General features: G+C 68.5%; 23 protein-coding genes and 1 pseudogene. 12 read left to right on the forward strand and 12 right to left on the reverse strand.

Annotated elements, in window-relative coordinates:
* Positions 1 to 185 precede the first annotated feature (185 nt).
* The 6 genes from ribBA to D105_RS0106315 form a co-directional block, all read right to left on the reverse strand.
* Entirely contained in the window at positions 186 to 1292 is a 1107-nt protein-coding gene (gene ribBA, locus D105_RS0106290) for a bifunctional 3,4-dihydroxy-2-butanone-4-phosphate synthase/GTP cyclohydrolase II (protein WP_018867828.1), read from the reverse strand.
* A 27-nt stretch (positions 1293 to 1319) separates the two neighbouring features.
* A complete protein-coding gene (locus D105_RS0106295) occupies positions 1320 to 2003 on the reverse strand; it encodes a riboflavin synthase (protein WP_018867829.1) in 684 nt (227 codons plus the stop codon).
* A 365-nt stretch (positions 2004 to 2368) separates the two neighbouring features.
* Entirely contained in the window at positions 2369 to 3544 is a 1176-nt protein-coding gene (ribD, locus tag D105_RS0106300; protein WP_018867830.1) for a bifunctional diaminohydroxyphosphoribosylaminopyrimidine deaminase/5-amino-6-(5-phosphoribosylamino)uracil reductase RibD, read from the reverse strand.
* Entirely contained in the window at positions 3544 to 4125 is a 582-nt protein-coding gene (gene nrdR, locus D105_RS0106305; protein WP_026279321.1) for a transcriptional regulator NrdR, read from the reverse strand. Before nrdR ends, ribD begins: the two co-directional genes overlap by 1 nt.
* 30 nt (positions 4126 to 4155) lie before the next feature.
* Complete coding sequence (gene glyA, locus D105_RS0106310) at positions 4156 to 5415, reverse strand: serine hydroxymethyltransferase (protein WP_018867832.1); 1260 nt, start codon at positions 5413 to 5415, stop codon at positions 4156 to 4158.
* A 272-nt stretch (positions 5416 to 5687) separates the two neighbouring features.
* Positions 5688 to 6482, reverse strand: a complete 795-nt coding sequence (locus D105_RS0106315) for a transglutaminase family protein (RefSeq protein WP_018867833.1) — start codon at positions 6480 to 6482, stop codon at positions 5688 to 5690.
* Positions 6483 to 6633: 151 nt separating this feature from the next.
* On the opposite strand from D105_RS0106315, the gene D105_RS0106325 reads away from it, so the two are divergent.
* The 7 genes from D105_RS0106325 to D105_RS0106355 all read left to right on the forward strand — a co-directional run bounded on the left by D105_RS0106325 (position 6634) and on the right by D105_RS0106355 (position 14905).
* Entirely contained in the window at positions 6634 to 7644 is a 1011-nt protein-coding gene (locus D105_RS0106325) for a TAXI family TRAP transporter solute-binding subunit (RefSeq protein WP_018875813.1), read from the forward strand.
* A complete protein-coding gene (locus D105_RS0106330; RefSeq protein ID WP_018877878.1) occupies positions 7637 to 10420 on the forward strand; it encodes a TRAP transporter permease in 2784 nt (927 codons plus the stop codon). Before D105_RS0106325 ends, D105_RS0106330 begins: the two co-directional genes overlap by 8 nt.
* A gap of 30 nt (positions 10421 to 10450) precedes the next feature.
* Entirely contained in the window at positions 10451 to 10855 is a 405-nt protein-coding gene (locus tag D105_RS0106335) for a DUF302 domain-containing protein (RefSeq protein WP_018867836.1), read from the forward strand.
* Between the two features lie 19 nt (positions 10856 to 10874).
* Positions 10875 to 11984: a glycolate oxidase subunit GlcE gene (glcE, locus tag D105_RS0106340; protein ID WP_018877879.1), complete on the forward strand. Its 1110-nt coding sequence runs from the start codon at positions 10875 to 10877 to the stop codon at positions 11982 to 11984.
* Between the two features lie 4 nt (positions 11985 to 11988).
* Positions 11989 to 13254 (forward strand): glycolate oxidase subunit GlcF, encoded by a 1266-nt coding sequence (gene glcF, locus D105_RS0106345; RefSeq protein ID WP_018877880.1) that lies wholly within the window; start codon positions 11989 to 11991, stop codon positions 13252 to 13254.
* A 64-nt stretch (positions 13255 to 13318) separates the two neighbouring features.
* Positions 13319 to 14503: an alanine--glyoxylate aminotransferase family protein gene (locus D105_RS0106350; protein WP_018877881.1), complete on the forward strand. Its 1185-nt coding sequence runs from the start codon at positions 13319 to 13321 to the stop codon at positions 14501 to 14503.
* Between the two features lie 72 nt (positions 14504 to 14575).
* Entirely contained in the window at positions 14576 to 14905 is a 330-nt protein-coding gene (locus D105_RS0106355; RefSeq protein WP_018867840.1) for a hypothetical protein, read from the forward strand.
* 147 nt (positions 14906 to 15052) lie between these two features.
* Here the strand turns inward: D105_RS0106355 and D105_RS0106360 are convergent, their stop codons facing one another.
* The 6 genes from D105_RS0106360 to D105_RS0106385 form a co-directional block, all read right to left on the reverse strand.
* Positions 15053 to 15583 carry a phosphatase PAP2 family protein gene (locus tag D105_RS0106360; protein ID WP_018867841.1) on the reverse strand — a complete coding sequence of 177 codons (531 nt, stop codon included), beginning with the start codon at positions 15581 to 15583 and terminating at the stop codon, positions 15053 to 15055.
* Positions 15558 to 16793: a glycosyltransferase family 1 protein gene (locus D105_RS0106365; protein WP_018877882.1), complete on the reverse strand. Its 1236-nt coding sequence runs from the start codon at positions 16791 to 16793 to the stop codon at positions 15558 to 15560. The genes D105_RS0106360 and D105_RS0106365 overlap by 26 nt, the downstream gene beginning before the upstream one ends.
* 26 nt (positions 16794 to 16819) lie before the next feature.
* Entirely contained in the window at positions 16820 to 17563 is a 744-nt protein-coding gene (locus D105_RS0106370; protein WP_018877883.1) for a 1-acyl-sn-glycerol-3-phosphate acyltransferase, read from the reverse strand.
* Between the two features lie 4 nt (positions 17564 to 17567).
* On the reverse strand, positions 17568 to 18383 hold the full coding sequence (locus tag D105_RS0106375) for a GNAT family N-acetyltransferase (protein WP_018867844.1): 816 nt from the start codon (positions 18381 to 18383) through the stop codon (positions 17568 to 17570).
* Between the two features lie 157 nt (positions 18384 to 18540).
* Positions 18541 to 18954, reverse strand: a complete 414-nt coding sequence (locus D105_RS0106380) for a rhodanese-like domain-containing protein (protein ID WP_018867845.1) — start codon at positions 18952 to 18954, stop codon at positions 18541 to 18543.
* Between the two features lie 101 nt (positions 18955 to 19055).
* Positions 19056 to 21089 (reverse strand): thioredoxin domain-containing protein, encoded by a 2034-nt coding sequence (locus D105_RS0106385; RefSeq protein ID WP_018877884.1) that lies wholly within the window; start codon positions 21087 to 21089, stop codon positions 19056 to 19058.
* 112 nt (positions 21090 to 21201) lie between these two features.
* Between D105_RS0106385 and lgt the strand changes: the two genes are divergently transcribed.
* The 5 genes and pseudogenes from lgt (at position 21202) to D105_RS0106405 (ending at position 23824) form a co-directional block, all read left to right on the forward strand.
* Complete coding sequence (gene lgt, locus D105_RS0106390) at positions 21202 to 22017, forward strand: prolipoprotein diacylglyceryl transferase (protein ID WP_018877885.1); 816 nt, start codon at positions 21202 to 21204, stop codon at positions 22015 to 22017.
* 1 nt (position 22018) lies between these two features.
* A complete protein-coding gene (locus D105_RS0106395) occupies positions 22019 to 22837 on the forward strand; it encodes a thymidylate synthase (RefSeq protein ID WP_018877886.1) in 819 nt (272 codons plus the stop codon).
* Between the two features lie 40 nt (positions 22838 to 22877).
* A pseudogene (locus tag D105_RS14595) lies at positions 22878 to 23085 on the forward strand (type II toxin-antitoxin system HicA family toxin).
* Entirely contained in the window at positions 23085 to 23300 is a 216-nt protein-coding gene (locus D105_RS0106400) for a type II toxin-antitoxin system HicB family antitoxin (RefSeq protein WP_018867850.1), read from the forward strand. The pseudogene D105_RS14595 and the gene D105_RS0106400 overlap by 1 nt, the downstream one beginning before the upstream one ends.
* Positions 23301 to 23326: 26 nt before the next feature.
* Positions 23327 to 23824 (forward strand): dihydrofolate reductase, encoded by a 498-nt coding sequence (locus D105_RS0106405; protein ID WP_018877888.1) that lies wholly within the window; start codon positions 23327 to 23329, stop codon positions 23822 to 23824.
* The last annotated feature ends 236 nt before the right edge of the window (positions 23825 to 24060 follow it).

Genomic DNA, 24060 nt, shown 5'->3' on the forward strand with positions numbered 1-24060 from the left:
CCCCGGCCCGCACAGCGGGCCGGGGTCGCGGCAGTCGGGCGTGTTTCTTGGTGACTTCTTTGCACGAGCAAAGAAGTCACTCGGGGCGCGCTGGCGAGTCAGCGCCGGGCAGGTGGCGGACCGAAGGCACCGTAAACACCGAGCGACGAACCATGGCCAGCCACCACGAGGCAGGCGGCCGGGGGCTACTCGTGGACGTAGTCCACGACCTCCAGGCCGAAGCCACCGAGGCCATGAAAGCGCTTGGGCGCCGACATCAGCTTCATGCGCCCCACCCCGCAGTCAGCCAGGATCTGGGCACCAATGCCATACATGCGCCACTCGGCGGAGTTCTCCCGCCCACTGCGCTCTTCCGGCGCCGGCTGGCCGATATGCTCCAGACGCTGGGCCAGGGCCTCCGGGCTCTCGTGCTTGCGCAGCACCACCACCACACCCTCGCCGGCCGCGTCGATCCGGCGCAGGGCATCGTCCAGCGGCCAGCCACGGTCCGGGCCGGCATAGCCCAGCGTGTCGTACAGCGTGCTCTCCAAATGGACACGCACCAGGGTCTCCTGGTCCGGCTTCGGCTCGCCGCGCACCAGCGCGAAATGCAGCTCGTGATCCACCTCGTCCTCGAACGCCAGCAGGCGGAATTCGCCATGCTCGGTCGGGAACGGACGCTCCGAAACCCGACGCACGGTCTTCTCGTTCTCGATGCGATAGCGGATCAGGTCCTCGATGGTGCCCATCTTGAGATCGTGCTCGGCGCAGAAGCGTTCGAGATCCGAACGCCGCGCCATGCTGCCGTCCTCGTTCAGGATCTCGACAATCACCGCCGCCGGTTCGGCCCCAGCCAGGCGCGCCAGATCGCAGCCGGCCTCGGTATGGCCGGCGCGCACGATGACCCCACCGGGCTGTGCCATCAGCGGGAACACGTGCCCCGGTTGGACGATATCCTCGGGCTTCGCGTTGGGCGCGACCGCGGTCCGGATGGTGTGTGCGCGATCGTAGGCCGAGATGCCGGTGGTCACGCCCTCGGCGGCCTCGATCGACAGCGTAAAGTTGGTGCCATGCACGTCATTGGTGTCGGTCACCATCAGCGGCAGCGCCAGCTGCTTGCAGCGCTCGCGGGTCAGCGTCAGGCAGATCAGGCCGCGGCCGTACTTGGCCATAAAGTTGATGTCCTCGGGCCGCGCGTGCGAGGCCAGCATCAAGAGGTCGCCCTCGTTCTCGCGGTCCTCGTCGTCGACGATGACCACCATGCGTCCGGCCTGCAGTTCCTCGAGGATGGTTTCGGTACTGGAAAATTCCATGCGTGCCTTCGGTCGGGGGCCGTGCGTTCAGTCGCGCGGCCCGGATTGATTGGGAAAGCCCTGTTCAGCCAGCCAGGCCTCCGACAGGTCGCCCGCCTGCGCGCCGGGCTCGGCCGCCCGCTCGCCCAGCATCAGACGCTCCAGATAGCGGGCGATCAGGTCGACCTCGAGGTTGACCGGGGTGCCCACCGTATAGACGGCGAAGCGGGTCAGGGACCAGGTATGCGGGATGATGTTGACCTCGAACTCGGCGCCGTCCACGCGGTTCACGGTCAGGCTGGTGCCATCAATGGTGATCGAGCCCTTGGCCGCGATGTAGCGGGCCAGTGCCGGTGGCGCGCGAAAGCGCACGCGGGTCGAGCGCGCATCGGGCTCCATCGCCACCACCTCGCCGACGCCGTCGACGTGCCCGGACACCATGTGCCCGCCCAGGCGGTCGCCCAGGGCCAGCGCCCGTTCGAGATTCACCCGGTCCCCCGGTTCGAGATGGCCCAGCGTGGTCACCTCCAGCGACTCGCGCGAGACATCGGCGGCAAAGCCGCTGCCCGCCAGGTCGGTCACCGTCAGGCAGACCCCGTTCACCGCGATCGAGTCCCCCAGCCGGGTGTCCGACAGGTCCATCCCGGTCGCGTTCACGTGCAGCCGCACGTCGCCACCGCTGGGGGTCTGGCGCTCCAGGCTGCCTAGGGTCTCGATGATTCCGGTAAACATGGACGTCCGCTCGTTCCGGGGTGCCCGCACGGACCGCGCCGGGCTGCTCGCCGCCCATCATAGGGAAACCCTAATGAGTTCGCACCACGCCCCGCCCTTTTACCCGGTTCCTGCCCGGAAACCCCTTGTTCACCACGAAGCACACGAAGACACGAAGAAGGTCAAAGGCGGTTCACAGGAAGATGGGAAAACTGGAAGGGTTTTTCGGTAAATAACAATAGCGGATGGTCATGGTCTGCCCATGCGATGCCGTTGCGCACCCCGTTTCAAACCCAGTCATCCTTCCACTCTTCCCGTCTTCCTGTAGACCGCCCTTGACCTTTCCCTTCTTCGTGCCTTCGTGCGCTTCGTGGTGAAATCAGCCCTTACGAACGCGGGTGGGCGCGCAGGCGCAGGGTTTCGCCGACCCAGCGGGAATCGACGATCTCGAGTTCGGCGCGCTCGGACATGCGGGCCAGCGGCCACTCGACCAGGGGGCGAGCATTGGAGCCCATCAGCAGGGGGGCCTGGTAGATCAGCCATTCATCGACCCAGCCACCACGCGCAAGCGCGCCGGCCAGACCCGGTCCGGACTCCACATGCAGCTCGTTGACCTCGGCGCGGCCCAGCTCCGCCAGCACCGCGCCAAGATCCAGCCCGCCTTCGGCGGATTCCTCCGCCAACGGCACGGGCCGGACCTCCGCCCCTCGGCCGCGCAGGGTGTCCGCGGCCGGCGAGTCCGCGGCATCGGGCCCCGTGAGGATCCAGACCGGTCCCTCGCGCAGGATCTGCGCGCCCGGCGGCGTCCGCAGGCGGGCGTCCAGGATCACCCGCAGGGGCTGGCGTCCCGGCAGGTCGTAATAGCGGGGGTCGTCCGGAAATCCGGCATGGGCGGCCAGGTCGAACGGCTTCATGCGCACGTTCAGGCGCGGGTCGTCGGCGACCACGGTGCCGCTGCCGGTCAGGATCGCGCCCGCGCGGGCCCGCCACTGCTGGACGTCGCGGCGCGCCGCCTCGCCGGTGATCCATTGCGACTCGCCGGAGGCCATGGCGGTACGCCCGTCGAGGCTCGCGGCAAGCTTGACGCGCACCCAGGGGCGTCCCTGCTCCATGCGCCGCACGAATCCGGGATTCAGGGCACGCGCCTCGGCCTCCAGCACGCCGCTGTCGACCGGGATACCTGCTGCCCGCAGGGCCTCGATCCCGCCGCCACAGACCTGCGGGTTGGGGTCCTGCATGGCGATCACGACCCGGGCTACCCCGGCGCCGATCAGGGCATCGGTGCAGGGCGGAGTCCGGCCGTGATGGCTGCAGGGTTCCAGGGTGACGTAGGCGGTTGCGCCACGCGCGGCCTCGCCGGCCGCCCGCAGTGCGTTCACCTCGGCATGGGCCTCGCCGGCCTTCCAGTGCAGTCCCGCGCCGACTTCGCGTCCGTCGCGCACGATCACGCACCCGACCCGCGGGTTCGGGTCCGCGGTGAAGCGGCCGTAGTCGGCCAGCTCCAGGGCCCGCGCCATGTAACGGCGGTCCGTGATCGCCTGCTCGGTCGTGGGTGCTTCCATCACTCCCCCCTGGACGAGTCACCACTCCCCGGTGGCACCTGCGGGCCGCCCGCCGCCGATTCCGGGGCAGGACCGGGCGCCTCCTCGTCGATCAGGCGCAGCTGCGAGCGGCGCATCTCCGGGCTGAGGTCTTCCTCCAGCCGTTCGATGGCCTCGCGGAAGGACTGCACGCTGGCGAAGCTGAGATAAATGGAGGCAAACCGGATATAGGCCACATGGTCGAGGCCGTGCAAGGCGGCCAGGACCATTTCGCCGATCCGGTCGGATTTCACTTCGGGGGCGGTGAGCGCGGACAGCTGGCGCTTGATGTCGTCGATGACCCGCTCGACATCGTCGGTCTTCACCGGGCGCTTGTGCAGGGCCCGACGCAGACCGCTGCGCAGCTTCTCCTCGTCGAAGGCGACGCGTTCGCCGGAGCGCTTGACCACCCGCGGCAGGCTGAACTCCGCCCGTTCGAAGGTGGTAAAGCGCGCCCCGCAGGCGCGGCACTGGCGCCGGCGCCGGATCTGTTCCTGCTCCGGGCCGGCCACCCGCGAATCGACCACGCGGGTATCCTGATCATGACAGGACGGACAGCGCATCCCGCGCCCGCGACCCGTGACTCGCCGAGATTATTCGGGCGCGCCGTAGACCGGGAAGCGGCGGCAGATCTCGACGACCTTGTCGCGGGTCGCGTCGATCACCTGCTCGTTCTCGTGGTCGTCCAGCACGTCGGCGATCCAGCCGGCCAGCTCGCGCGACTCGGCCTCGGTAAAGCCACGCGTGGTCAGCGCGGCGGTGCCGATGCGGATGCCGGAGGTCACGAACGGCGACTGCGGGTCATTCGGCACCGCGTTCTTGTTGACCGTGATGTTGGCGCGACCCAGCGCGGCATCCGCGGCCTTTCCGGTCATGCCCTTGGACACCAGGCTCAGCAGGAACAGGTGGTTGTCGGTGCCTCCGGAGACGATGTCGTAGCCGCGTTCGACCAGGACCTCGGCCATCGCGCGGGCGTTGGCGATCACCTGCTTCTGGTAGGTCTTGAATTCCGGTTCCAGGGCCTCCTTGAACGCCACCGCCTTGCCGGCGATCACGTGCATCAGCGGGCCACCCTGGGTACCCGGGAAGATCAGCGACTGGAACTTCTTGTTCAGCTCCGGCTGACCCTTGGTGATGATGAAGCCGCCACGCGGCCCGCGCAGGGACTTGTGCGTGGTGGAGGTGACCACGTGGGCGTGGTCGATCGGGTTCGGGTATTCGCCCGCGGCGATCAGGCCGGAGACGTGGGCCATGTCCACCATCAGGTAGGCGCCCACGGAATCGGCGATCTCGCGGAAACGCTTCCAGTCGACCACGCGCGAGTAGGCGGAGAAGCCGGCGACGATCATCTTCGGCTGGTGCTCGGTGGCCAGACGCTGGACCTCGTCGTAGTCGATCAGGCCCTCGTCGGTGATGCCGTACTGCACCGCGTTGTAGATCTTGCCGGAGAAGTTCGGCTTGGCGCCGTGGGTCAGGTGGCCACCGGCGTCCAGGCTCATGCCCAGCACGGTGTCATGCGGCTGCAGCAGGGCCATGTACACGGCCGCGTTGGCCTGCGAGCCGGAATGCGGCTGCACGTTTGCGTAGTCGGCGCCGTAGAGCTCCTTGAGACGGTCGATCGCGAGCTGTTCGACGATATCCACGTACTCGCAGCCACCGTAGTAGCGCTTGCCCGGGTAGCCCTCGGCGTACTTGTTGGTCAGCACGGAGCCCTGGGCCTCCATCACGCGCGGGCTGGTGTAGTTCTCGGAGGCGATCAGCTCGATGTGCTCTTCCTGGCGCTGCGCTTCCTTGCTGATGGCGCCCCAGAGTTCGTCGTCGTAACCGTGGATACTCATGTCGATCGAAAACATTCGGTTCTCCCGTTCAAGGCTTCGGATTCGGCGGATTGCGGCGCGCCCGCCGGAAGGCGGCACTGCCGTCAAAAAGGCCGCTTATCATACGTCATCCGGCCCCTCTTTTCAGACCGGGCGGCTCCCGGGGCGCCCACCACGACGCCTCGCGAACGCTCCGAAATTGCGGGTTTCGCAAGCCCGATCAAGTACTTTGATGCCGGTCCCTTCGGCGCGGACGGGGCCGGCTCAAGCCCCTTCCCGTGACCGTGGAATACCGCGCCCGGCGCGCGTCAGGCGGGTGCTTCGATGCGATGGACATCCACGTCGTGGCGGACCGGGTAGACCGGGAGCCCGAACTGGTTGTAGATCGCCACATCCGCCGCGTCGCGGCCATAGCCCACCACCACATAGCCGCCCCGCAACTCGGGCTGGGTCGCATCGAAGCTGTACCAGCGACCGCCGACGAAGGCCTCGAACCAGGCGTGCATGTCCATCGGCTGCAGGCCGTGCAGATACCCGACCACCATGCGCGCCGGGATACTGAGACTGCGGCAAAGGGCGATGCCCAGATGCGCCAGGTCGCGGCACACCCCACTCCCGCGCTGGTTCACCTCCACCGCCGAGATCGGGATGTCGCTGGTGCCGGGAAGATACTCGATGCGGTCACGCAGCCATTGCTCGATGGCGGCCACCTGGTCGTAGCCCAGCCACTGCCCGGCGGTGATCTCGGTCGCCATGCGATTGAAACGGTCCGATTCGCAGAAGCGGCTGGGCAGCAGGTAGCCAAGGGTCGCGTCCGGCAGGGCCTGTACCTCGACAAACGGGGCGCCGGGGGCGCGATCCAGGGCATCGGCCGTCTGCACCTCGGCCGCCGTGTGGATCGAGAATGGCCCCGGCGGCGCGACCAGACGCTGGCAGAGATTGCCGTAGACATCCACGAACTCGGTCACCGGGGCGTTCGGCACCAGGCGATACTCCTCGCGCGCGATCCACTGCAGCGGGCCGCTGCGCGGGCGCAGCATCAGCACGAACGGTGTCGGGACGGGGATCTCGAATTCGAAGTCACAGCGGGTTTCAAGCCACATGGGGCAATGCCTGCGTCGGATGGAGGCCTCACCCTACGCGCCGCTTGACCGCAGAGCCAGAAAAACCTTGCCGCGTTACCCGGACCGGCGGGCGTGTACATTACGGCCCGATTCCCTACACTCGCGATACCGCCTGTTCCCGGGAGAACACATGCGAGGATCCGCCGTGCACCGCATCCCTACACGTCGCCTGACCCGCGGGCTGCCGGCCCTGGGCCTGAGCCTGGCTTTGTTGCTGCTCGCGCCCCTGGCGGCGGCCGAGCAGCGCTTCATCAACATCGGCACCGGCGGCGTCACCGGGGTCTACTACCCGGCGGGCCAGCACCTGTGCCGCCTGTTCAACACTCGCCGCGACGAACACGGGATGCGCTGCACCGCGGAAAGCACCGGGGGCTCGGTGTTCAATCTGAACATGGTGCGCTCCGGCGACATGGATTTCGGCGTGGCCCAGTCGGATCTGCAGTACCACGCCTACCACGGCAGCGGCCGCTTCGAGGCCTTCGGGCCAGCCACGCACCTGCGGGCCATGTTCAGCCTGCACCCGGAGCCCCTGACCCTGGTGGTGCGTCCCGACGCGGAGATTGCCGGACTGGATGATCTGCCGGACAAGCGCGTGAACATCGGCAACCCCGGATCCGGCCAGCGCACCCTGATGGAAGAGCTGATGGAGAAGCTCGGCTGGGATCACGATACCTTCCGCCGAGTCAGCGAGCTGCCCTCGCGCGAGCAGGCCCAGGCCCTGTGCGACAATCGCATCGACGCCTTCGTGTTCTCCGTCGGCCACCCTTCGGCGGCGATCCAGGAGCCCATCGCCACCTGTGATGCACGCCTGGTCTCCATCGAGGGGCCGGCCATCGAGGAACTGATCCGCTCGACCCCCTACTACCTCACCGCCGTGATCCCCGCCGATACCTACCCAGGGCAGGACCAGGACATCCGCACCTACGGCGTGGGTGCCACCCTGGTCACCTCGGACCGCACGTCGAATACCGCCGCCTTTGAACTGACCCGCGCCGTGTTCGAGAACTTCGAGACCTTCCGCGGCCTGCACCCGGCCTTCAGCGGGCTCGAACGCGAGGGCATGGTGGACGAGGGCCTGTCCGCGCCCATGCACCCCGGCGCCCGACGCTACTTTCGCGAGGCAGGACTGATCGATGACTGATACCCGAGCCCAGGATGCCGCCAGCCCGGAAGACCGTCAGGTCGCCGAGCTGGAGACCGGCGGCCGCCACCCCGGCCGCGCGACCCGCAGTCTCATCTGGATCACGGCCGTCGCGTGGTCGCTGTTCCAGATCTGGATCGCCGCGCCGATGGCCGACTGGGTGGATGTCTTCGTGGTCTCCGAGACCGAGGCCCGCTCCATCCATCTGGCCTTCGCGATCTTCCTCGGCTACCTGCTCTTCCCCGCGGTACGTCCCACCGCCCGCGGCAAGGGCTGGCAGCACGCGATCGGCATCCTCTATGCCCTCGGCGGCCTGGCCCTGATCGCACTAGGGCTATGGCAGCTGCTGGGCCTTGAACGCCTCGGCGAGGTCTATCTGGCCCTGGGCATTGCTTTGGTAGTAGTGGCCTGGCCCCTGCTGCGCGGGAACGACCCCGTGCATCGTGTGCCCCTGGGCGACTGGGTATTCGCCGCGGTCGCGGCCTTCAGTGCGCTCTACCTCTACCTGTTCCACGAGGCCCTGGCGGCGCGCCCCGGCGCCCCCACCGAGCTGGACCTGGTGATGGCCGGGATCGGCCTGATCCTGCTGCTGGAGGCGACCCGTCGCGTGCTCGGCCCGGCGCTGACCATCATCGCGGCGATCTTCCTGTTCTACACCTTCGCCGGACCGCTGATGCCGGACCTGATCGCCCATCGCGGCGCCAGCTACCCGCGCGCGATGGCGCAGCAGTGGCTGTCCAACGAGGGCGTGTTCGGGATCGCGCTCGGGGTCTCCACCAGCTTCGTGTTCCTGTTCGTGCTGTTCGGCGCGCTGCTGGAACGCGCCGGCGCCGGCGACTACTTCATCCGTGTCGCCTTCTCCCTGCTCGGGCACCTGCGCGGGGGGCCGGCCAAGGCCGCGGTGATGGCCTCGGGGATGACCGGGGTGGTCTCCGGTTCATCCATCGCCAATGTGGTCACCACCGGCACCTTCACCGTGCCGCTGATGCGCCGGGTCGGTTTCGCCCCGCACAAGGCCGGCGCGGTGGAGGTGGCCAGCTCGGTCAACGGCCAGTTGATGCCGCCGGTGATGGGGGCCGCCGCCTTCCTGATGGTCGAGTACGTCGGCATCCCCTACGTGGAGGTGCTCAAACACGCGATTCTGCCGGCGCTGATCGCCTATATCGCGCTGATCTATATCGTGCATCTGGAGGCCTGCAAGAACGGCATGGAGGGGCTCCAGCGCGCCACCGTGACCACCTGGCGCGGGCGCCTGATCAGCTTCGGAATCACCGTCTCCAGCCTGATCATCCTGGCCGCCGCGGTGTACTGGGGGCTTGGCTGGATCAAGGACGTGGCCGGCGACGCCGCCGCCTGGATCATCGCCGGCCTGCTGTTCGCCGCCTACCTGATCCTGCTGTGGATCGTCGCTCGCGAACCCGAGCCGGAACCCCTGGACACCGAGCAACCCCTGCCGCGCGTGCTACCCACGGTACTGGGCGGTCTGCACTATGTGCTGCCGCTGGTGGTGCTGGTCTGGGCCCTGGTGGTGGAACGCCTGTCGCCGGGGCTGGCGGCGTTCTGGGCGGTGGCCTTCATGATCTTCATCGTCCTGACCCAGCGCCCGCTGGTCGCGCTGTTCCGGCGCCAGGGCCGGCTGCTGCAGGCGACCTGGGTCGGGGTATGGGAGCTGTTTCAGGGCTTCGAGACCGGCGCGCGCAACATGATCGGTATCGGCCTGGCCACCGCCGCGGCCGGGATCATCGTCGGCACCGTGGCAATGACCGGCGTCGGGCTGGTGCTGACCGACCTGGTGGACACCCTGTCCGGCGGCAACCTGCTGCTGGTGCTGGTGCTGACGGCCCTGATCAGCCTGATCCTGGGGCTGGGCCTGCCGACCACCGCGAACTACATCATCGTGGCGACCCTGATGGCCCCGATCATCGTCGACCTGGGCGCCCAGCACGACATCCTGATCCCGCTGATCGCGGCCCACCTGTTCGTGTTCTATTTCGGCATCATGGCCGACGTGACGCCGCCGGTGGGTCTGGCCTCGTTTGCCGGCGCGGCGATCGCGAAGGCCGACCCGATCCGCACCGGGATCCAGGCCTTTGCCTACAGCCTGCGCACCATCGCATTGCCGTTCTTCTTCATCTTTAACAGCCAGTTGCTGCTGATCGGCGTGGACAACGTGTTCCAGCTGACGCTGGTATTCCTCGGCTCGCTGGCGGGCATCCTCGCGTTTACCGCAGCCACCCAGGGCTGGTTCCTGACCCGCAGCCGCTACTGGGAATCCGGCGCCCTGCTGGTGGTGGCCTTCGTGCTGCTGGTGCCCACGGTACTGATGGACCGCATCGCGCCGCCCTTTGCGCACCAGCCGCCGGAGACCCTGCTGGAGGTCGTCGAAACGATCCCGGATCGTGACTCGCTGCGCGTGGAGGCCACCGGCATCGACCTGGAGGGCCGCGAGATCACCCGCACGGTGATGTTCCCACTGGGCAGCCCGGATCTGGCCCCGCGCGAACGCCTGGCCGATGCCGGCCTGGACGTGCGCTTCGATCCCGACGCGCAGAAGGCGCAGATACAAACGGTTGCTTTCGGCAGCCCGGCCGGCCGGGTAGGCTTGGAGGGTGGCTGGGCCATCACCGGCGTGCTGGTGCCCACCGACCGTCCGAGTCCCTACTGGTTCTACCTCCCCGCACTGGCCCTGGGGCTCCTGGTCGCCTGGAACCAGCGCCGGCGCACGACACCACCGGGAGGCGGGCCATCCGCCGACGCCCCGGCGCTGTCGGCGTAACCCGACCTCACCACGAACGGAGGACCCGCGATGGAACAACCTCAATACGGCTTCAACGTGATCGTGCCGGGCGCGATCGATCAGGTGATCGAGCGCACCACGGCCGCCCTGGGCGAGGAAGGCTTCGGCATTCTCAGCGAGATCGACGTGGCCGCGGCCTTCAAGAAGAAACTGGACCTGGATCATCGGGCCTACCGCATCCTCGGCGCCTGCAACCCGAACCTGGCCCGCCAGGCGATCGAGGCGGATCCGAACATCGGGCTGCTGCTGCCCTGCAACGTCCTGGTACAGGACAACGAGAACGGGACCTGCACGGTCGGCTTCATGGACCCGGTCGCGGTGATGGGTCTGGTCAACAAGCCCGGTGTCGAGGACCTTGCTCAAGATGTGCGGCATCGCCTGGAACGGGTACGCCTGACACTGGAGACGGGCTAGTGGGCCGCGCCCGCATCTGATGGAACCCGGAACCGACCAGTCCTTGCTACTGGCCGAGCGCATCCGTTCGGCCAGTGCAGCCGGCCACCGCCTGGCCATCACCGGCAGTGGCAGTCAGCGTGCCCTCGCGTTCCCCGAAGGATATCCGGCGGATGTGCAGCTGCTGGAGGCAGGCCGCCACCACGGCATCGTCAATCTGGCCCCCAGCGAGCTGGTGGTGACGGTGCGTGCCGGCACACCGGTGATGGAATTGCAGGCCGCGCTGGAAGAGGTCGGCATGATGCTGCCCTTCGAGCCGGCCATGCCCACCCCGTCCAGCACCGTGGGCGGCATGGTCGCCCTGGGGCTGTCCGGCGCGCGCCGCCCCTGGACCGCCAGTCTGCGTGACGCGCTGCTGGGTACGCGCATCGTGAACGGCCGCGGCGAGATCCTGCGCTTCGGTGGCGAGGTCATGAAGAACGTCGCCGGCTTCGACGTCTCGCGCCTGATGGCGGGCAGCATGGGCAGTCTGGGCCTGCTGCTGGAAGCCAGTTTCAAGCTGCTCCCCGCCCCCGCCTACCAGGCCTGGCTGCGCCGCGAGGCCTCCGCGGCCGAATTCATCCAGCAGGCTCGGGACTGGGGACGCACCGCCCTGCCCTTCTCCGGCCTGGCCTGGGCCGACGGGATCACCCGGATCCGCCTGGGCGGTGGGCAGGAGGCCGTGCAGGAGGCCGCCGAGCGCCTGGGCGCGGATGCCGATCTGGAGGGTCCGCCCTTCTGGACCCGGCTGCGCGATCGTCACCTGCCGTTCCTGACCGGTTCGGTGACCGGCGACGAACGCCTGTGGCGTCTGAGCCTGCCGCCGGCGACCCCGCCCCTCGACCTGCCGGGCGAGTGGCTGATGAACTGGGGCGGCGGCGAGCGCTGGCTGCGCTCCAGCGCGGCCCCGGAAACGGTCCGCACGACGGTCGCAGACGCGGGCGGGCATGCCCGGCTGTGGCTGGGCAATCCCGCCGGCGGCCCCTGGCTGCACCCGCGCCCCGCGCCGCACGCGCGCCTGGAAGGGGAAGTCCGCGCGGCAATGGACCCGGACGGGGTATTTTTCGCCCCACTGATTGCCCCCCATCCACGCCCCGCCCGGGCGAGCTGAGACCATGGAAACCCGCCTGCACCCCCGCTTCGAGAACGACCCGGCGGCGCGCATCGCCGAGGACGCGCTGCGCGCCTGCGTGCACTGCGGCTTCTGCAACGCGACCTGCCCGACCTATCAGGAACAGGGCGACGAGCTGGACGGCCCGCGCGGCCGGATCTACCAGATCAAGGAGGTCCTGGAGAGCGGCGAGGCCAATGCCACGACGCGCACCCATCTGGACCGCTGCCTGACCTGCCTCAACTGCATGACCACCTGCCCCTCCGGCGTGGACTACAACCACCTGGTGGCGGTGGGCCGCGAGGTCGTCGAGCGCGACCTCGACCGCCCCTGGCGCGAGCGGCTGCTGCGCGGCCTGCTGGCGCGCGCCCTGCCGGCGCGCTGGCCGTTCCGTCTGGCCCTCGGGCTGGGGCGTCTCGCCCGCCCGGCCCTGCCCGCGCGACTGAAGCGACGCGTGCCGCCGCGCCAGGCCACCGGGACCGTACCCCGGCCCGCCAACGGTGCTGCGGGACCCGGCTTCCAGCACGGGCGCGTGCTGCTGCTGGGCGGCTGCGTGCATGACGCCATCGACGCCCGCATCAACGCGGCCCTGCGCCACCTGCTGGCCCGCCGCGGCGTCGAGGTAGTGGAGACCGGGGCGGCCCGCTGCTGTGGAGCGGTGGAACACCACCTGGCCTTCGAGGAACGGACCCGCGCCCGGGTCCGCGCCAACCTCGACGCCTGGGAACCGGTCCTGGAGCGCGGCGTCGACGCGGTCGTCAGCACCGCCAGTGGCTGCGGCGTGCTGCTACGCGACTACGGGCACATCCTGGCCGACGACCCGACGTACGCCGAGCGCGCGGCCCGGCTGGCGGCACGGGTTCGCGACCCGGTGGAACTGTTCGACGCCGAAAGCATCCGCGAGCTCGGGATCCGCGCACCGGCCGATCACCCACCAGTGGCCTGGCACGCCCCCTGTACCCTGCAACACGGCCAGGCCCTGCCCGGGCGCGTGGAACCGCTCCTGCAGGCCGCCGGTTTCAATCTGGTTCCGGTCATCGAGCCGCACCTGTGCTGCGGCTCTGCCGGCACCTACTCGATCCTGCAGCCGGAGATGGCAGGTCGGCTTCGCCAGCGCAAGCTGGACAACCTCGAGGCCGCGGGCCCCGCGCGCATCGTCACCGCCAACATCGGCTGCCAGACCCATCTGCAAAGTGGCACGGACACCCCGGTCGAGCACTGGCTCACGCTGCTCGAGCGTCACTGTCCGGCAACTCCCGCCGGTGCGTAGGGGCGCTTGCCCGCGCCCCGGCGACGATCTAGATTCCCCCTTTTCCAATCCGGTAGACGCATCCATGCAGGCAAAATCCTTTCTCCCCCCGCAGCGCACCCTGATGGGCCCCGGCCCCTCCGATGTGAACCCGCGTGTTCTGAGCGCGATGAGCCGCCCGATCATCGGCCACCTGGACCCGGTTTTCGTCGGCATGATGGAGGAGATGAAAGGCCTGCTGCAGTACGCCTTTCAGACCAGTAACGCGCTGACCCTGCCGGTCTCCGCCCCCGGCTCCGCCGGCATGGAGACCTGCTTCGTGAACCTGGTCGAGCCGGGCGACAAGGTGATCGTCTGCATCAACGGCGTGTTCGGCACGCGCATGAAGGAAAACGTCGAGCGCTGTGGCGCCACTGCCGTGGTGGTGGAGGACGACTGGGGCGCCCCGGTCTCCCCGCAGAAGGTCGAGGACGCGCTGAAGGGCAACCCGGATGCGAAGATCCTGGCCTTCGTGCACGCCGAGACCTCCACCGGCGCGCGCTCGGATGTCGAGACCCTCTGCCGGCTGGCGCGCGAACACGACTGTCTGAGCATCGTCGACTCGGTCACCGGCCTCGCCGGCAGCCCGCTGTACGTGGATGACTGGGGCGTGGATGCAATCTACTCCGGCTCGCAGAAGTGCCTGTCCTGCACCCCGGGCCTGTCGCCGGTCAGTTTCAGCGAACGCGCGGTAGAGCGCATCCAGGCGCGCAACCACAAGGTCCAGAGCTGGTTCCTCGACCTGAACCTGGTCATGGGGTACTGGGGCGGCGGCGGCAAGCGCGCCTACCACCACACCGCCCCGATCAACGGCCTGTACGCCCTGCACGAATCGCTGGTAATCCTTGCCGAGGAAGGCCTGGAGAACAGCTGGTCGCGTCACTGCCGCCACCACGACGCCCTGCGCGCCGGCCTCGAGGCCATGGGCCTGAGCTTCCTGGTGGATGCCGAGCATCGCCTGCCGCAACTCAATGCGGTGCACGTGCCCGAGGGCGTAGACGAGGCCGCGGTGCGCAGCGAACTGCTGAACCGCTACGGCCTGGAGATCGGCGCCGGGCTGGGACCGTATGCCGGCAAGGTCTGGCGCATCGGCCTGATGGGCTACGGCGCCAACGAGAAGAACGTCCTGCTGTGCCTGTCCGCGCTCGAGGCCGTGCTGGCCGACATGGGGGCCGTCACCCCCGGCCGCGCGATGCCCGCTGCCCGGGCCGCCTACGCGCAGCAGGGCTGAACCCACCGATCACCGGCCGCCGCCGCGCCCGTGCGCGCTGGCGGCCCCGCGAGACCCAACGGGAGGCGCACCATGACGCTAAGCGAACTGCTGCAGTACCTGGATGAACACATGGACGGCGTGTTCCTGGACGGCGACCCTGCCGCGTCGCTGGAAAAGGCGCGCAGCGGCGAACACCGCAACCCCATCGCGGCCGAGGTCCTGGTCGCGCTGATGGACGGGGCCGGCGCCGACAGCCCGGACACCACCCTGGAACGCGCCGAGGCGGTCAAGGCCATCGGCCCGACCCGCCTGAAGTACATGGGCGATGACGCACCCGTGGAGGGCTTCCGCCTGGTGGAGAAAACCATCGTCACCATCGACGCCGCCTACAACGAAGAGGCGCTCGCCTCCCGCGGCTGATCCCGCCCGCTAAGGCGTCATCCCGGAAACCGCGCAGCGGTTGTCCGGGATCTCCAACGCCGGGGCCGATCAGGGCGATGGGGCATCCGCGACGCGGGGATCCCGGCGCTTCGCTGCGCTTCGGCCGGGATGACGCGAGGTGTTCCCCTAGAACAGCCCGGCGAGCCAGAGCACCGCGCCGGCCATCGAGGCCCCGATCAGCGCGCCCATGGCGACGTCGCTTGGATAGTGCAGCGCCAGTACCAGCCGCGAGGCGGCCACCAGCGCCGCGAACGGCACCACCAGCCAGGCCCAGACCGGGAACCACGCCACCAGGACCACGGTGAATCCCACCGCGTGCATGGTATGGCCGGAGGGGAAGCTGAATTCGTCCAGCGGGTCCACCGTCCGCGTGAACGGGCGATCACGGTGGCAGGGCCGCCGCCGGCTGGTGCGTCGCTTCAGCCACTTGTACACCGGCAGCGACGCCAGCCCCACCACCGCCATCTGCAGGCTGACCCAAGCCGCCTGCGGCCCGTGCAGCAACGGCAGCACCAGCATCAGCGCATACCAGGCCACCCCGTCGCCCAGCCGGCTCACCCCGCCAAAGAACCCGCTGACGACGCGGCGCCGATTGTAGTGGTTGAACTGCCGGCAGACCGCCAGCTCCAGCTCATCCATCCATTGCAGGACGCGCATCGCGACCCTCCTTGAGGATTCCCAGACACTGGGACTCGAACTCGGCCACCACCTCGACCCAGTCGAGCCCGCGGGCATGCGCTCGCGCCTGACGGCCCATCTCGCGCCAGGCCTCCGGATCCTGCGCGAGAGCGCCCGCCGCGCCGACGAAGGCGGCGGCATCCTCGGACGCCGTTCCCGTCAGCGGCACCCGGGCGCCACTCACGCCGCTGGTCACATGCTCGTGAGCCGCGGCCGAATCGAAGGCCAGCACCGGGAGCCCGCTCGCCATGGCCTCGATCACCACATTGCCGAAGGTCTCGGAAGTCGACGGAAACAGGAACAGATCGGCGCTGGCGTAGTGCTGTGCCAGGGCCTGGCCCATCTGCTGGCCGGTGAAGATCGCGTCCGGATTGGCCCGCTCCAGCTCCGTTCGCGAGGGGCCATCGCCGACCACCACCAGGCGCGCGTCGGGGCGCGCCGCCTGGATGGCGCGAAAGGCATCCACCACCAGGGCCAGATTCTTCTCCGGTGCCAGGCGCCCGACGTACAGCACGACCGGTGTGGCGGTCGCCGCACCCCATTGCTGGCGCAGGCGCGATGACCGCCGCGCCGGGGTGAAACGCCGGGTATCCACGCCCCGCGCCATCACCCGCACGCGCTGGAATCCCTGCGCCGCCAGCGTGTGCGCCAGTGCCCCGGTCGGGGCCAGGGTCACGTCACAGCGGTTGTGGAAACGGCGCAGGACAGCGCGCACCAGCGGGGTCAGCCAGCCGACACCGTAGTAGCGAGCATAGCCGTCGAAATGGGTATGGAAACCCGAGGCGACCGGAATCCCGAGGCGCCGCGCCGCGCGCAGGGCCGCATGCCCCAGCGGACCCTCGGTGGCGATATACACGGCATCCGGGCAGTCCTCCGACCACAGGGCCTGCAGCCGGCGCCGCGCCGGGAGACCCATGCGCAGGCCGCTGTAGCCAGGCAGCGGCAGGCCCGCGAGCAGGTGGTCACACGTCACTGATTCGTCGCCCGCCCCGCAGGGGCGCGCCACCTCGCCCGGCTGGCGCGGGCGGGCGACCTGCACCCGGTGGCCACGCTCGCGCATCCCCTCGACCAGCCGCGCGAGGGTATGCGCCACGCCGTTAACCTCCGGCGGCCAGGTCTCGGTGACCAGCGCCAGATGCAGGCGTGTGCGGCAGGGGCCCGGGGACTCGATGTGCGGTTGCGACCACATGATGAATCCCCGTGCCGCGGCCGGCGCTATGCAGGCGAGCGATCGCTTTCGCGACCAGCTGGCGGTTCCAGTGGCAGGTCCAGCACGCGGACGATGGCCTCACGGGCACCGTCCGCCAGGCTGCGCCGGTCCTGGTCCGCGACTTCCAGCGGCGCCAGAAAATGCAGGTCCACACGCGTCTCGCGGCGGCACAGCAAGCGCCATACGTTGGGGATCAGGCGATCCCCGCCGGAATACGACACCGGAACCGCGCCGTCGGGCGTCCGCTCGTAGGCCAGCGCCACCGGCTGCACCGGATGCCGAGTGCCGGTGACGGCCGCGAACAGGCGCGGGTGGAAACGGCGCACGAACTCGCCCCGGCTGGTCGTCCCCTCCGGAAACACCACGAAGTGGCGGCCCTCGTCCAGGCCAGCCTGCATGGCCTCGACATGGGCGGAGGCCTGGTGCGCACCGCGCTCGATGAAGCGGGTGTCGTGCTGCCGGGCCAGCCAGCCGATGACCGGCCAGCGCGCGATCTCCGCCTTGGACAGGAAGCACGGGTCCAGCGCTGCCCCGATCAACGGGATATCCAGCCAGGAGACATGGTTGGAGACCACCAGCGACGGCCGCCGGGGCGGCTCGCCATGGATCCGGAAACGCACCCCCGCGATCCACAGGGCACGGTCGTACCAGGCCCTGCGGATGCGACTGCGCTCGTCGAAGTCGGCCTCGCGGCGGGCCATCCGCCAGGTCAGCCAGACCCCCGCCAGCATGTGCAGCACGATACGCATCAGCCTAACCAGTGCCCGCAGTGTTCCGGTCATGTTCCGTTCCTCGGCTTGCAGGCGCCGCGGCGCCCAGGAAGTGCCGATGGTAACGGTCCGGCATGGCGCGCACATCCAGCAAGACGAGCACGTCGGCCACATTGAAATCGGGATCGAAACAGGCCTCGCCGCAGACCCGCGCGCCCAGGCGCAGGTAGGCCTTCAATAGCGGCGGCATACCGCTGCGGCTGGGCGTGCCGTGGCAGATGGTCAGCGCATTGGGCAGCGGTCGGCGCGGGGTGACCCGCAGGCGCGACGGGGCCCGATGGAACATGCGCAGCCAGGCCAGCTGGGCCGGTGTCTGCTCGGTCAGGGGCAGGCTGGCGCAGCCCATCAGGTAGTCGTAGCGATGGGCATTCATGAAACGCGCCAGCCCGGTCCACAGTGCGTTGATGGCGCCGCCCTGGCGATGGTCGGCGCGCACGCAGGTACGACCGACCTCCAGAGTGCGCCCGGGCAGATTCATCAGCGGGCCCAGTTCGAATTCGGACAGCGAATAGAAACCGCCGGCCGTGCTCGCACTCTCTTCGGTGAGGATGCGCGTGCAGGCCACCACACCGCCCGAACGTCGATCACGCACCAGCAGGTGATGACAGAAGGCGTCCAGCGGGTCTCGATCCAGCCCCGAGGCGGTGTCCGGCAGCGCTGCGCCCATCTCGCCGGCGAAGACCTCGTGGCGCAGGCGCTGAGCGGCTTCCAGATCCGCGGGGCTGGAAGCCAGATGGACGCGATAGGCAGTTTCGGCATCCGTGGAGGACACGGACAGGGAGCGAGGCGGTGCGGTCATGGTGGCGACCTCCGGTTGAACTGCCCCGGAGACTACGCCGCGCGCTTGACCATCCCGTGTAGAAACGATGACGGTCGGGTGAATCCGCCGTCGGATGCCCACCCGCAGAGGGTGGCATTGGGGGCGGAGGCACTAGCCCCCGCCCCGCGAGGCCGAGCTACGGCAGCTTGCCGGTGTAGGCGCCGGATTCGACCGGCAGGTCCTCGCCTTCCCAGCCCTTGATGCCACCGGCGATATTCACCACGTTGGTGAAGCCCATCTCCTGCAGCCGCTGCACGGACATGGCAGCCCGGCCGCCGGTCGCGCACATCACGGCCACCGGTTTCTCGCGGGCCTCCACCAGGGCGTCGATGCGGTGCGGGGTGTTGGGGTCGGCCGCGCCCTCCAGCAGGCCGCGCGGGACGAGGATGGAATTCGGCGCGTGCATCTTTTCGAACTCATAGGGTTCGCGCACGTCGACCACCAGCCAGTCCTCGCCCGCTTCCATCTTCTCGGCGAGATCCGCCGGGGCAATCTCCTTCACGTTCTTGCGCGCCTCGGCGACGAAATCCATCAGCTTCTTCTCGCTCATTCGAACCTTCCCTTTTGCAATGATCTGGATGTCTTTGTAGGAGCCTGCTTGCAGGCTCCTACCACCGGACGCATTCTACCGTGGGTACGTGACCCGGCGTTTCAACCCTGTGAGAACGCGCTGTCCAGCGCCGCAGGGTCAGTCACGGGCGCCTCGCATTGCAGCCCGCGGCAGAGATAGGCACGCACACCCGTCTCCGGCGCGGCCTTCTCCGCCAGCGCAGCGGGCAGGTCGCCGGCATCGGCCGGGATCGCGAGGGCCCATACTGGGGCAGCCTGCGCCCGCAGGCCCTGCTGCCACGCGGGAAGTTCGTCCGCCGCCCCGCGCAGCACGACCAGGGCCGGCGGCTGATAGTGGATATCCAGCGCCATCAGCAGGCTCATGTGTCCCACCGGGGCCTGTTCGATCATCGGTCCGGCGTTGGCGAGGGTGCGCTCGGCCGCCTCGATATACCGTGGCTCGGCCAGCAGGAACCCGAGCTTCTGCAAGGCCTGCGCCGCGACACCGTTGCCATTGGCCATGGCATCGTCGGAATACACTTTCGGGCGCTGGATCAGCGCCTCGTGATCGCCGGCGGTAAAGAAGAAACCGCCGTGCTCGCGGTCCTCGAATTCCGCCAGCAGGGTATCGGCCAGAGTCACGGCCCAGCCCAGCAGCTCGCTGTCCCATTCAGTCTCCAGCAACGCCAGCGTGGCCTCCAGCAACAGGGCGTGATCGTCGAGATAGGCGCGCGGCATCGCACCGGTGGCCCCCTCGCGCACGCTGGCGTACAGCCGGCCGTCGCGCCACAGGCGCTCACGCACGGCGGTCATCGCGTCACGTGCCAGGTGCAGCCATTCCGGACGCCCCAGGGCGCGCGCGGCCCGCGCCAGTCCGGAAATCATCAGGGCATTCCAGGCGCCGAGGATCTTCTCGTCCCGGTGCGGTCGCACCCGATCCGCGCGGGCCGTCAGCAGACGTTCCCGGGCCTGATCCAGCCGCCGGTTCACCTCCGCCTCGTCGATCCCCAGCGCCTCCGCGACGGTCGCCGGCGGCACGACCTCGTGCAGATGCCATCGCCCCTCGAAATTGGCCGGGCCATTGAGCCCCCAGACCCGGCTGGCAACGGCCCATTCGTCCTCCGGCAACAACGCCTCCACGGTGTCCGGATCCCAGACGTAGAAGCGTCCCTCCTCGCCCTCGGAGTCCGCGTCCAGGCTCGAGTAGAAGGCCCCGGAGCCGTCCCGCATCTCGCGTTTCAGCCAGGCGACCGTCTGTTCCACCACCCGCCGCGCGCGAAGATCGCCGCCGGCCGCGCGCTCGGCGTAGAGCCCCAGCAGCGGGCCGTTGTCGTAGAGCATCTTCTCGAAGTGCGGAATCATCCAGCGGGCATCCACCGAGTAGCGACAGAAGCCACCCCCCGCCTGATCAAAGATACCGCCCGCGGCCATCGCGTCCAGGGTGCGCCCCAGCATGCGGTCGGCCTCGGCATCGCCATGGCGCGCCGCGTGCCAGGCCAGCCACTCGAGCGAGGCCGGGTGCGGAAACTTGGGGGCATCCCCGAAGCCGCCAAACTGCTCGTCGAAGGTCTTCGCCAGTTCCGCGCGTCCCTTGTCGATGACACTGAGCGCCGGGATCGCGCCTCCGGCGGGGCGGTAGATCCGACCCAGCGCCTGCTGCAGCGATTCGTTCTGGCGCTGGATCTCGTCGGGGTGCTCGGCGAGGAAGTCGGCAACCCGCGTCATCAGATCCACGAACGATGGCAGGCCGTGGCGCGGGGTGCTCGGGAAGTAGGTCCCGGCAAAGAACGGCACCTGGTCGGGCGTCAGGAAGACGGTCAACGGCCAGCCCCCGGGACGCTGCGACAGCAGCATATGCGCGTTCTGGTAGATGCGGTCGAGATCCGGGCGCTCCTCGCGGTCCACCTTGATATTGACGAACCGCTCGTTCATCACCGCGGCGGTGTCCGGGTCCTCGAAGGACTCGTGCGCCATCACATGGCACCAGTGGCAGGCGGAGTAGCCGATCGACAGCAGGATCGGCTTGCCCTCGCGGCGGGCGCGTTCCAGCGCCTCCTCGCCCCAGGGATACCAGTCCACGGGGTTGTCGGCGTGCTGCAACAGATAAGGGCTGCTGGCCCCGGCCAGTCGATTCATCGTGCGGCCTCCCAGGGAAACGCTCATTCATGGATCCGGCTGCCCGCATGCAGGTGCATGCCAGGGTCAGGCCGGGTAGCATGTGCAGCCGGTTTTTCATCCGCAAGCGCCCATGCCCACACACCCGTTTATCGACCCGGTCGCGCTGTCCATCGGCCCGCTGACCCTGTACTGGTATGGCCTGATGTACCTGGTCGGCTTCATCGCCTTCTGGGCACTCGGCGTCTGGCGCACGCGTACCCGCGACTGGGACCCCCTGCACCCCTGGCAGGTCGGCGACCTGCTGTTCTGGGGCGTGGTCGGGGTCGTGGTCGGCGGACGGCTCGGCTATGCCCTGTTCTACAACCTGGACGCCACACTGGCCGACCCGGTGAGCCTGTTCCGCATCTGGGAAGGTGGCATGGCCTTCCACGGCGGACTCGCCGGGGTGCTGGTCACCTGCTGGCTGTATGCCCGCAAGATCGGCCAGCCGTTCTTCCGCCTGACCGACTTCATCGCCCCGCTGATCCCGATCGGCCTCGGCGCCGGCCGCATCGGCAACTGGATCAACGGCGAACTGTGGGGCAAGCCCACCGACCTGCCCTGGGCCATGGTCTTCCCGGCCGCGGACTACATCCCGCGCCACCCGTCGCAGTTATACCAGGCCTTTCTCGAGGGGCTGGTGCTGTTCGTGGTGCTGTGGATCGTCTCGCGCCAGCCGCGTCGCACGGGGCTGATCTCCGGGCTGTTCCTCGCGCTTTACGGCAGCTTCCGCTTTGCGGTCGAGTTCGTCCGCGTGCCCGATGCCCACATCGGGTATCTCGCCTTCGACTGGCTGACCATGGGCCAGGTCCTGAGCCTGCCGGTTATCCTGTTCGGCGTGGCCCTGATCGTCTGGTCGCGGCGCAACCCGCTGCCCGCAGCCCGCCCGGCCCCGGAGGCCTCCTGAGATGCAGCAATACCTCGATCTGGTGCGGCACATCCGCGACCATGGCACGGATCGTCCGGACCGCACCGGTACCGGCACGCGCTCGGTGTTCGGCTACCAGATGCGGTTCGATCTGGCTGACGGCTTCCCGCTGGTCACCACCAAGCGCACTCACCTGCGCTCGGTGATCCACGAGTTGCTGTGGTTCATCGCCGGCGACACCAATATCCGCTACCTGCGCGACAACAAGGTCCGCATCTGGGACGAATGGGCGACCGAGGACGGTGACCTGGGCCCGATCTACGGCGCGCAGTGGCGCAACTGGGCCGGCCACGACCAGCTCGCGGAACTGGTCGGCAACCTGAAGCACCGACCGCACTCCCGGCGCCACATCATCAGCGCCTGGAACGTGGCCGATCTGCCCGACGAGTCCGTCTCGCCGGAGGCCAACGCGGCGGCCGGACGCATGGCGCTGGCGCCCTGCCACACCCTGTTCCAGTTCTACGTGGCCGACGACCGCCTGTCCTGCCAGCTCTATCAGCGCAGCGCCGATGTCTTCCTCGGGGTGCCGTTCAACATCGCCAGTTACGCTCTGCTGACCCACATGCTCGCGCAGGTGGTCGGCCTGAAGCCGGGCGAATTCGTGCACACCTTCGGCGACGCCCATCTCTACCGCAACCACCAGGACCAGGTCGAAGAACTGCTCGGACGCGAGCCGCTGCCGCTGCCGACTCTGCACCTGAACCCGGACGTCACCGACCTGTTCGCCTTCACCTTCGACGACATCGAGGTCCGCGGCTACCAGTCCCACCCCCCGATCAAGGCCCCCATCGCCATCTGACTCCGCTACCCTCGCAAATGGATACCGGCAAGGAAGCCGAATGAAGATCAAGGAACTGATCAGATGCCTGGAACGCGATGGATGGGTTCAGGTTCGACAAAGAGGCAGCCACCGCCAATTCAAGCATCCAACGAAGCCGGGACTTGTAACCGTGGCGGGAAAACCTGATCTGGATATTCCCCCCCGGAACACTGAACAATGCGCTGAAACAGGCGGGTCTCAAGGACAAAAACCCGAGGAGGCGATGATGAACTACACCGTGATCATCGAGGAAAGCGAGGATGGTTGGGGTGCATATGCGCCCGATCTGCCCGGCTGTATGGCCTCGGCGGCCAGCCGCGAAGAGGTCGTAACCCTAATCCGGGAGGCCATCAAGTTCCATCTCGAAGGCCTCCGGGAGCAAGGGGAGCCCATTCCCGAGCCGCACTGCCAGAGCGAAATCATTCAGGTCGACGCCGCCTGACCCATCCGCGATCGGACTATCTCTACATGCGCCAACCCGAGATCCACCTGATGGTCGCGCTCGATCCGGATCACGTGATCGGGCGCGACAACGACCTTCCCTGGCATTTGCCGAAGGACCTGCAGCACTTCAAGCGCGTGACCAACGGCCACCCAATGATCATGGGGCGGCGCACCTTCGAGTCCATCGGACGACCGCTACCGAAGCGGCGCAATCTGGTCCTGACCCGCCAGTCGGACTGGCGCGCTGACGGCGTCGAGGTCTACTCGGATCTGGACGCGGCCCTGGCCAGCATCGAGGCGGGCCCGGCCTTCGTGATCGGCGGCGCGGGCCTGTTCGAGGAGGCCCTGCCGCGCGCCGACGTGCTGCACCTGACCCGCGTGCACGAGCGCCACGCCGGGGATACGTACTTCCCCGCGATCGACCCCGCGGACTGGGACGTCGTCTGGTCCGAACACCACGAGGCCGACGATCGCCACGCCTGCCCCTTCACCTTCGAACGCCTCGAACGCCGCTCCTGCTGACCACTCTCCGGCGCCCTTTTTGTTCACCACGAAGCACACGAAGGCACGAAGAAAAGCTAGGTCAAGGGCGTTAACAGGAAGATGAGAAGATTTGAAGGATGATATGAATCAGGGCTAACCAGCGTGCGCAGGCCCGCACCGCAGGGACAGACCCATTTCAGAATCCTTCCTGACTTCCTTTCTTCCTGTTCAAGCTTTTTGCTTTTGACCTGGCCTTTCTTCGTGCCTTCGTGTGC

Source organism: Thioalkalivibrio sp. ALE28 (assembly GCF_000377425.1).
Classification (GTDB): domain Bacteria; phylum Pseudomonadota; class Gammaproteobacteria; order Ectothiorhodospirales; family Ectothiorhodospiraceae; genus Thioalkalivibrio.

What these genes read in the sequence shown, in the direction of transcription:
- D105_RS0106330 (WP_018877878.1), top strand. Translation starts at nt 7,637, where the DNA reads ATGACTGATACCCGAGCCCAGGATGCCGCCAGCCCGGAAGACCGTCAG.
- D105_RS0106400 (WP_018867850.1), top strand. Translation starts at nt 23,085, where the DNA reads ATGAACTACACCGTGATCATCGAGGAAAGCGAGGATGGTTGGGGTGCA.
- nrdR (WP_026279321.1), bottom strand. Translation starts at nt 4,125, where the DNA reads ATGCGCTGTCCGTCCTGTCATGATCAGGATACCCGCGTGGTCGATTCG.
- D105_RS0106350 (WP_018877881.1), top strand. Translation starts at nt 13,319, where the DNA reads ATGCAGGCAAAATCCTTTCTCCCCCCGCAGCGCACCCTGATGGGCCCC.
- glcE (WP_018877879.1), top strand. Translation starts at nt 10,875, where the DNA reads ATGGAACCCGGAACCGACCAGTCCTTGCTACTGGCCGAGCGCATCCGT.
- D105_RS0106405 (WP_018877888.1), top strand. Translation starts at nt 23,327, where the DNA reads ATGCGCCAACCCGAGATCCACCTGATGGTCGCGCTCGATCCGGATCAC.
- D105_RS0106335 (WP_018867836.1), top strand. Translation starts at nt 10,451, where the DNA reads ATGGAACAACCTCAATACGGCTTCAACGTGATCGTGCCGGGCGCGATC.
- D105_RS0106315 (WP_018867833.1), bottom strand. Translation starts at nt 6,482, where the DNA reads ATGTGGCTTGAAACCCGCTGTGACTTCGAATTCGAGATCCCCGTCCCG.
- D105_RS0106365 (WP_018877882.1), bottom strand. Translation starts at nt 16,793, where the DNA reads ATGTGGTCGCAACCGCACATCGAGTCCCCGGGCCCCTGCCGCACACGC.
- D105_RS0106380 (WP_018867845.1), bottom strand. Translation starts at nt 18,954, where the DNA reads ATGAGCGAGAAGAAGCTGATGGATTTCGTCGCCGAGGCGCGCAAGAAC.
- D105_RS0106295 (WP_018867829.1), bottom strand. Translation starts at nt 2,003, where the DNA reads ATGTTTACCGGAATCATCGAGACCCTAGGCAGCCTGGAGCGCCAGACC.
- D105_RS0106370 (WP_018877883.1), bottom strand. Translation starts at nt 17,563, where the DNA reads ATGCGTATCGTGCTGCACATGCTGGCGGGGGTCTGGCTGACCTGGCGG.
- lgt (WP_018877885.1), top strand. Translation starts at nt 21,202, where the DNA reads ATGCCCACACACCCGTTTATCGACCCGGTCGCGCTGTCCATCGGCCCG.
- D105_RS0106385 (WP_018877884.1), bottom strand. Translation starts at nt 21,089, where the DNA reads ATGAATCGACTGGCCGGGGCCAGCAGCCCTTATCTGTTGCAGCACGCC.
- D105_RS0106360 (WP_018867841.1), bottom strand. Translation starts at nt 15,583, where the DNA reads ATGCGCGTCCTGCAATGGATGGATGAGCTGGAGCTGGCGGTCTGCCGG.
- D105_RS0106355 (WP_018867840.1), top strand. Translation starts at nt 14,576, where the DNA reads ATGACGCTAAGCGAACTGCTGCAGTACCTGGATGAACACATGGACGGC.
- D105_RS0106395 (WP_018877886.1), top strand. Translation starts at nt 22,019, where the DNA reads ATGCAGCAATACCTCGATCTGGTGCGGCACATCCGCGACCATGGCACG.
- D105_RS0106375 (WP_018867844.1), bottom strand. Translation starts at nt 18,383, where the DNA reads ATGACCGCACCGCCTCGCTCCCTGTCCGTGTCCTCCACGGATGCCGAA.
- ribD (WP_018867830.1), bottom strand. Translation starts at nt 3,544, where the DNA reads ATGGAAGCACCCACGACCGAGCAGGCGATCACGGACCGCCGTTACATG.
- D105_RS0106325 (WP_018875813.1), top strand. Translation starts at nt 6,634, where the DNA reads ATGCGAGGATCCGCCGTGCACCGCATCCCTACACGTCGCCTGACCCGC.
- glyA (WP_018867832.1), bottom strand. Translation starts at nt 5,415, where the DNA reads ATGTTTTCGATCGACATGAGTATCCACGGTTACGACGACGAACTCTGG.
- glcF (WP_018877880.1), top strand. Translation starts at nt 11,989, where the DNA reads ATGGAAACCCGCCTGCACCCCCGCTTCGAGAACGACCCGGCGGCGCGC.
- ribBA (WP_018867828.1), bottom strand. Translation starts at nt 1,292, where the DNA reads ATGGAATTTTCCAGTACCGAAACCATCCTCGAGGAACTGCAGGCCGGA.